Annotated in this window: 6 protein-coding genes; 2 read left to right on the forward strand and 4 right to left on the reverse strand. The window is 62.0% G+C overall.

Going from position 1 to position 6,685, the window contains the following annotated elements:
- Positions 1-163 precede the first annotated feature (163 nt).
- Together QM672_RS22385 and QM672_RS22390 are read right to left on the reverse strand one after the other, a co-directional pair.
- Positions 164-1,072, reverse strand: coding sequence for a choline ABC transporter substrate-binding protein (locus QM672_RS22385; RefSeq protein WP_415085229.1), 909 nt, complete (start codon positions 1,070-1,072; stop codon positions 164-166).
- A gap of 206 nt (positions 1,073-1,278) precedes the next feature.
- Positions 1,279-2,310, reverse strand: a complete 1,032-nt coding sequence (locus tag QM672_RS22390; RefSeq protein WP_415085219.1) for an alcohol dehydrogenase catalytic domain-containing protein — start codon at positions 2,308-2,310, stop codon at positions 1,279-1,281.
- A gap of 174 nt (positions 2,311-2,484) precedes the next feature.
- On the opposite strand from QM672_RS22390, the gene betI reads away from it, so the two are divergent.
- Positions 2,485-3,132 (forward strand): transcriptional regulator BetI, encoded by a 648-nt coding sequence (betI, locus tag QM672_RS22395; RefSeq protein ID WP_149249479.1) that lies wholly within the window; start codon positions 2,485-2,487, stop codon positions 3,130-3,132.
- Between the two features lie 129 nt (positions 3,133-3,261).
- Here the strand turns inward: betI and QM672_RS22400 are convergent, their stop codons facing one another.
- Both QM672_RS22400 and QM672_RS22405 read right to left on the reverse strand, forming a co-directional pair.
- On the reverse strand, positions 3,262-4,032 hold the full coding sequence (locus QM672_RS22400; RefSeq protein WP_415085220.1) for an enoyl-CoA hydratase/isomerase family protein: 771 nt from the start codon (positions 4,030-4,032) through the stop codon (positions 3,262-3,264).
- Positions 4,032-5,624: an acyl CoA:acetate/3-ketoacid CoA transferase gene (locus QM672_RS22405; RefSeq protein ID WP_415085222.1), complete on the reverse strand. Its 1,593-nt coding sequence runs from the start codon at positions 5,622-5,624 to the stop codon at positions 4,032-4,034. The genes QM672_RS22400 and QM672_RS22405 overlap by 1 nt, the downstream gene beginning before the upstream one ends.
- 173 nt (positions 5,625-5,797) lie before the next feature.
- On the opposite strand from QM672_RS22405, the gene QM672_RS22410 reads away from it, so the two are divergent.
- A complete protein-coding gene (locus QM672_RS22410) occupies positions 5,798-6,616 on the forward strand; it encodes an aldo/keto reductase (RefSeq protein WP_415085224.1) in 819 nt (272 codons plus the stop codon).
- Positions 6,617-6,685 lie beyond the last annotated feature (69 nt).

The raw sequence follows: 6,685 nt of genomic DNA on the forward strand, positions 1-6,685 counted from the left end.
CCGTTTGCTTAGAGGAGGAAACGCCACGATTTGTCATAGCCGGGCTTGACCCGGCTATCCAGAAGCCACAGGCGCAACCAGCCGGAAGAACTGGATGGCCGGGTCGAGCCCGGCAATGACAAAGGTCGCGCGAACTCGCAGACACTCGAATGAGCTGCCTTACTCATAGGCCCAGGCTTTTCTTGACTGCCGGCAATCCGGGCTGACCGTCAAATGTCGTGACACCGTCGAGCCAGGCGTCGAGGACGCCTGGATTGGCTTTCAGATATTCGGCTGCCACGGCTGCCCCCTCTTTGCCCTCGGTCAGGATCGTGTTCATGACCTGGTTCTCCAGATCGACATTGAATTTCAGATTGCCGATGAATTTGGCGGCGTTCGGGCACTCACCGTCCCATCCCGCTCGAATGTCCGTGTAGACGACGGCGCTGCCGAAATTCGGGCCGAACGTGTCATCGCCGCCCGTCAGGTACTGGATCTTGAAATTGACGTTCATCGGGTGCGGCGCCCAGCCCAGAAAGACGATGTCCTCCCCGCGGGCGACAGCACCTTGAACCTGGGCCAGCATGCCCTGTTCGCTCGACTCAACCAGCTGGAATCCCTTTAGCCCGTGCTTGTCGCCGTCGATCAGCCCGTGAATGAGGTTGTTGCCGGTGTCGCCGGGTTCGATGCCGTAAATCTTCTCCTGCAGCGAATCCCTGAACTTCGCGATGTCGGCGAAGTCCTTCAGCCCTTTGTCATAGGTGTATTGCGGCACGGCGAGCGTGTATTTTGCGCCGACCGGCAGGTTGGCACCGCTGACGACGATCGACTTGTCGTCGAGATAGGGCTTGCGCTCGTTCACCATGCTGGGTTGCCAGTCGCCGAGATAGACGTCGATGTCCTTATTTTTCATCGAGGCATAGGTGACGGAGATCGAGAGTACGGTGGTCTTGGGCGTATAGCCAAGGCCCTGGAGAACGTGGGAAGCGATCGCGGTCGTCGAGGTGATGTCCGTCCACCCGACATCCGAGAACCTGACGGTTCTGCAGGCTTCCGGCTCGCCGGCCATCGCCGGCTTGCCGCTCGCGCCCATGACCAGGGCAGCAATTGCGAACGCAACACCGATACGTCTCATCACACGATCTCCCCTCTTTCTTATACGTACCGCCCTGCGCTCGTTGGCGAGGGCGGCGAATCCCTAGAGCAAAGCGCGTTTACACGTAACCGCTTCTTTTCTCTAACTCATTGTTTCGACGCGTCTTTGCGATTCTTGGTGATTCCAAGAAATCGCAAAACGCTCTAGAATTCGATGACGAAACGGCCCCTGGAGGTGCCCCGTTCAAGAGCGAGCAACGCATCCGAGACCTGCTCGAGCGAGATCACCTCGATCTCGACCTCGAGTGGGTGTTCCTGATGTATTGCGATCAGCTCGCGCATCTGCTGGCGTGTGCCGACGCTGGTCCCGGTGATGACGACGCCGGTTGCCGTCAGCCATTCCTGGATCAGGGGCACCGGCTCGAAGACCATCGCCGCCGCGACGATGCGACCGCGAGGGCGGATACCTGCGATCATCGAGTCCCAGGTGGCCGTCGTCGGGGCAAAATTGATGCAGGCATGATAGCGCGTATCCCCCGCGGCCAGCCGGGAAGGCAGGCCATCGTCGGCGATTTCGGTTTCCGTTGCACCATAGGTTCTTGCGATCTGAAGCTTTGCCGGATCGCGATCGACGGCCAGGACCCTGATGTTCAGCCGGCTTGCAAGCTGCACGGCGTAGAGCCCAAGGCCGCCGCAGCCGAAAATGATGCAACTGTCCCCGGCTTCGAGTTCGGCTTTCCTGATTGCGCCATATGCGGTGACACCTGCGCACATCACCGGAGCGGTTGTGAGCGCATCAATCGTCGGGGGCAGGGAAACGGCGAACCTCGCATCGGCGATCACATATTCTGCAAAGGCCCCCGGCACATTCAGGCCATGAGCGCGATGGTGCTGGCAAAAGGATTCATGTCCATCCAGGCACTCGTCACAGCGGCAGCAGGTGTCGTGGATCCATGGTATGCCAGCCAGGTCGCCCACCGCCCAGCCGGTTACACCCTCGCCCAGGGCCGCGATGACGCCGATCCCCTCATGCCCCATCACGAAAGGAGAGGCCGGATGCTGGGGTATGCCGCTGCCCCTCCAGATGTGAACATCGGAATGGCAGACACCGCAGGCCAGGAGACGCACGAGCAATTGGCCCGGGCCGGGAACCGGACGCGGAAACCGAACGATTTCGAGGGGCTCGCCAAAAGCCGCGAGCACGGCCGCACTCATGCTGTCTGGGCTTGCCAGCATCAAGTCTCTCCCCGATCTCGATCCATTGTCGTGAGCCATCGCCCCGCGAAGAATTCACGGGCAGGCGCCGCCCCCGGCGGCCAGCCGTTGTCAGGAAGACTACGCCTGCTAATTTTTTTGACAAGACAAAATTTTGTTAGAGCGTACAAAATCTTGTTCAGCTATTGATTTTCCATGGCCGGGACGCGCAAGAAACAGAAGACTCGGATTGAGGACATCAGAAGGGTCGAGCTGATCGAGGCCGCCCATCGCATTTTCCTGCGTGAAGGCCTGAGGGGCCTGACCACCACCCGCATCTGCCATGAAGCGGGGATGTCGCAAGGCATTTTGACCTATTATTTCAAGGACAAGGACGAAGTTCTGTTCGAGATGGTGCGGTTCGCAAACCGGCTCTTGATGGACGCAGTAGTCATCAATCTGCGCCAGGCCCGTACCCGCTGGGAGCGCCTGATCGCGATCATCGACGGCAACTTTCCGGAGTCGAAATTCGATCGCAACACGGCGAATGCCTGGGTCTCCTTTTATGCGGAGGCCGCTCATTCGCCCCGCTATGCCCGGCTGCAGGAGCTTTTCTATAAGAGATTGCGCTCCAACATGATGTCGGCGCTTTTTCCGATCCGCTCAAAGGACTGGATCGACCATTTCGTCATCGGCTTTGCCGCGATGCTGGACGGCTTCTGGCTGCGTCGCGGGCATGCCGATGGCATCATCTCCGGCGAGCACGCGAAGGCGCTGCTGGTCGAATATGCCGAGAAGATGCTTGGCGGAGAGACGGTTTTGAGATTGAAGCAGCTTCCTGCTTCCGTTCTCGCGCCTGCATAGCCTCAAGAGGTCATCGCTCCCCGCTGAGATGCCTAGGGGAGCCAGCAATCAGATCGCCCTGGCGTGATAATCTCGATTCGCTGTAGCGAGCGACTGGGAACAAGTATGTGCCGGCCGTAAGATGGCCGGTCAGAATTTCGGCGGCTGCCTTTCGCGGAAGGCGGCGAGGCCAGCCTGCAACTCCTTCGATTGCGCGGCGGCCATGCCGGCCAGGCAGTCGAAGACCCGCTCCGTCTCCTCCGCTTCGGCGGCGTTCACCAGCATCTTCGTCATCTCGGTTGCCAGGGGCGCGCGCGAGCACACCTTTTCCGCGACTTCCATGGCCCGGGCAAGCCCCTGGCCGCTCTCCACCACCTCGTCCACGATACCAAGTTCGCACGCACCCTTCGCGGTCAGGATATCGCCGAAGACCGCCATGCGCCGCACGGCCTGCGCACCGAAGCGGCGTGTCGCGCGCTGCGTACCCGACCATCCCGGAATGATGCCGAGCCCGGTCTCCGGCTGCCCGATCTTGGCGTGGGCCTCCGCAATGCGATAGTCCGCGCAGGCGGCAAGCTCCAGGCCGCCGCCCAAGGCATGGCCGTTCAGCACGGCGATCAGAGGTTGGCGCAGCCGCGCCAGCGCGTCGAAGGCTGCGTGCCCCTCGCGCACCCAGAACCGACCGAAATCCTCCGGCGTCTCCCGGCTCCAGGCCTCGATGTCGCCGCCCGCCGAGAAGGCTTTCGCCCCTGCCCCGGTCATGACAGCCACGCGGATGGCCGCATCGTGCTCGATGAGGGCGCACAGATGTTGCAGCTCCGCCACCATGGCAGCATCGAAGGCATTGAGCTTGCCCTCGCGTTCGATGACGATGATCGCAACCGGCCCCTCGATCTTCAGACGCACACCATTCCCGCTCATCACTCGGCCGCCTCTCTGGTGACCGCCTGCCGGCTGCGGCGATCGGGCTCGAACAGGTCTGCCGGCATCGACACCAGCGGGTCGGCGACGGCGAGCGGAAAGGCCGCCTGGTCGAGGATATCGCGCTTGAGATCGACGCCGGGCGCAATCTCCGTGACGGTGAGCCGGCCCTCGATCAGCTTCAGCACGCAGCGCTCGGTGACATAGGTCACGTCCTGGTTCTGCAGCGTGGCACGCTTGCCGGAGAACGAGACCTGATCGACCTCGGGCACGAGCTTGGCGACCTTGCCCTCCTTGTCTATCCTCAGCTTGCCATCGACCACCGATAGTTTCGCGCCGGCATTGAAGTAGCCCGAGAACACGATCTTCCTGGCGCGAGCGGTGATGTCGACAAAGCCTCCTGCGCCGGCCGTCACATGCGGCCGCACCGCCAGCTTGGAGACGTTGACGGAACCATCCTCGCCGATCTGCAGGAAGGACAGCAGGGAGGCATCGAAGCCACCGGCCTGGAAATAGGTGAACTGATGCGGCGAGGCCACGAACGCCTCCGCATTGGAGGAACAACCGAACTTGAAGTCGAGCAGCGGAATGCCGCCGACGGCGCCCTGCTCGATCACCCAGGTGATCTCGCCATGCCGGCCTTCCTCCAGCAGGATGCGCGGAACATTCGCGGAAATGCCGAAGCCGATATTCACGGCCCAGCCGTTCTCGAGTTCCATGGCCACCCGGCGGGCCATCACCTTGGCCGCATCGAAGGCGGGGATCGTGAACGTATCGAGGGGGCGGAACAACTCGCCCGAAATGGCCGGGTCATAGGCGGTCGCCGTCGTCTGCAACTGGTCCGGCGCCTCGACGATGATGTCGACGAGGATACCGGGCACCCTGACGTCATGCGGACGCAGAGTGCCCGACTGGGCGATCCGCTTGACTTGCGCAATGACGGTGCCGCCGGAATTGTGCGCAGCCAGCGCCAACTCCATCGCGCCGAGATAGGCACCTTCATGCTCGAAGGTCAGATTGCCGCGCTCGTCTGCCGTCGAGGCCCGGATGATGGCGACGTCGGGTGCGATCGCCGGGAAATAGAGCCACTCGTCGCCCTCGAACTGGACCCTGCGCACGATCGGCCGCGAGCGGGCGCGATCGTTCATGGCGCAGCCGTCGAGCGCAGGATCGACGAAGGTGTCGAGCCCGACCTTGGTCAGGACGCCGGGACGCTTGCCGGCCGCTTCCCGTAGAATGTCGAACACGATGCCGCTGGGCACGTTGTAGGCGCTGATCTTGTTCTCGCCGAGCATCTTCCAGATCAGCGGCGGCTCCGCCGAAGACGGTCCCGACGGATAGGACCCGCCGATGATCGTATCGATGAGGCCGTCCTGGGCCAGATGGTCGACGCCCTTGGTGCCGAACATGTCGCCGGCAGCAATCGGGTGGATCATGGTGAGCTGGCGGGGATGCCCCTCTTCGCGATACCGCTCGCCGAGCGCCTGGAGAACCAGGTCCGGGCAGCAAAGCCCGCTGGAGGAATTCACGGCAACCACCGCCTTGTCGCCGATACGCCGCGCCGCCTCGAGCGCACTCCTGATTTTGGACATCGTCTCCTCGCGAGGATTTTTATAAGTAACTATATGGTTAGTACCTTATAGCGTTGGCACCTTCAACTTCTTTTCTCCGCGGCCAGGTTGCCGGGAGCATTCAGTGGCTTGCCCGCCGCCAGGATGCGATATATAAGTAACTAGATAGTGCGATAAAAATGGAAACGACAGGGATGAGCATCTATTTCACGCGGACGTTCCAGCGCTCCTTCGGCACCTACCCCCTGCGCGGCGACGCCTGCCGGCAGGCGATCGAGACGGCTCTGGCCACCGGATACCGCGCCTTCGATACCGCGCAGATGTATGAGAACGAAGCCGAGGTCGGTGAAAGCCTGGCCAATGGCGGCGTGAGGCGGGACGAGCTTTGCATCACCACCAAGGTCAGCATCCACAATTTCTCCGAAGAGCGCTTTCTCCCGTCGGTCGAACAGAGCCTGAGGGACCTTCGGGTCGACTTCGCGGACGTCCTGCTGCTGCACTGGGCGCCGGCCGACGGCAATATCGCCGCCTCGCTCGGGCTCCTGCAAAAGGCACGGCAGCTCGGCCTCGCCCGCCACATCGGCGTCTCGAACTACACGGCAGGCATGATGAGGCAGGCGAGATCGATCGTCGACGCGCCGCTGGTCACCAACCAAGTCGAGTTTCACCCCTTCCTCAATCAGGACGTCCTGCTGGCTGCCGCCAACGAGACCGGCATCCCGCTTTCATCCTATTGCTCGGTCGCACGCGGAAAGGTGTTCGAGCAGCCCCTCTTCGCCGAGATCGGCCAAGCCTACGACAAGACGGCGGGACAGGTCGTCCTGCGCTGGATTCTGCAAAAAGGCGTGCCGCTGAACACGATGTCGACGAAACCGGAAAACATCCGCTCGAATTTCGACATCATGGATTTCACGCTGTCGAGCATCGACATGGCGCGGATCGACGCGCAGACGCAGAAGAACCTGCGCATCGTCGGGCGCGACCTCATCCCCTGGGCGCCGGAGTGGGACTGAAGCCTTTCCGGCTCTTCCTGGCAACTGTAGTTGAGCGAGTGTCATGCCTTGAAGGGGGTCTGATCTCGC

It is taken from the genome of Labrys sp. (in: a-proteobacteria) (genome assembly GCF_047605565.1).
Lineage (GTDB): Bacteria > Pseudomonadota > Alphaproteobacteria > Rhizobiales > Labraceae > Labrys > Labrys neptuniae.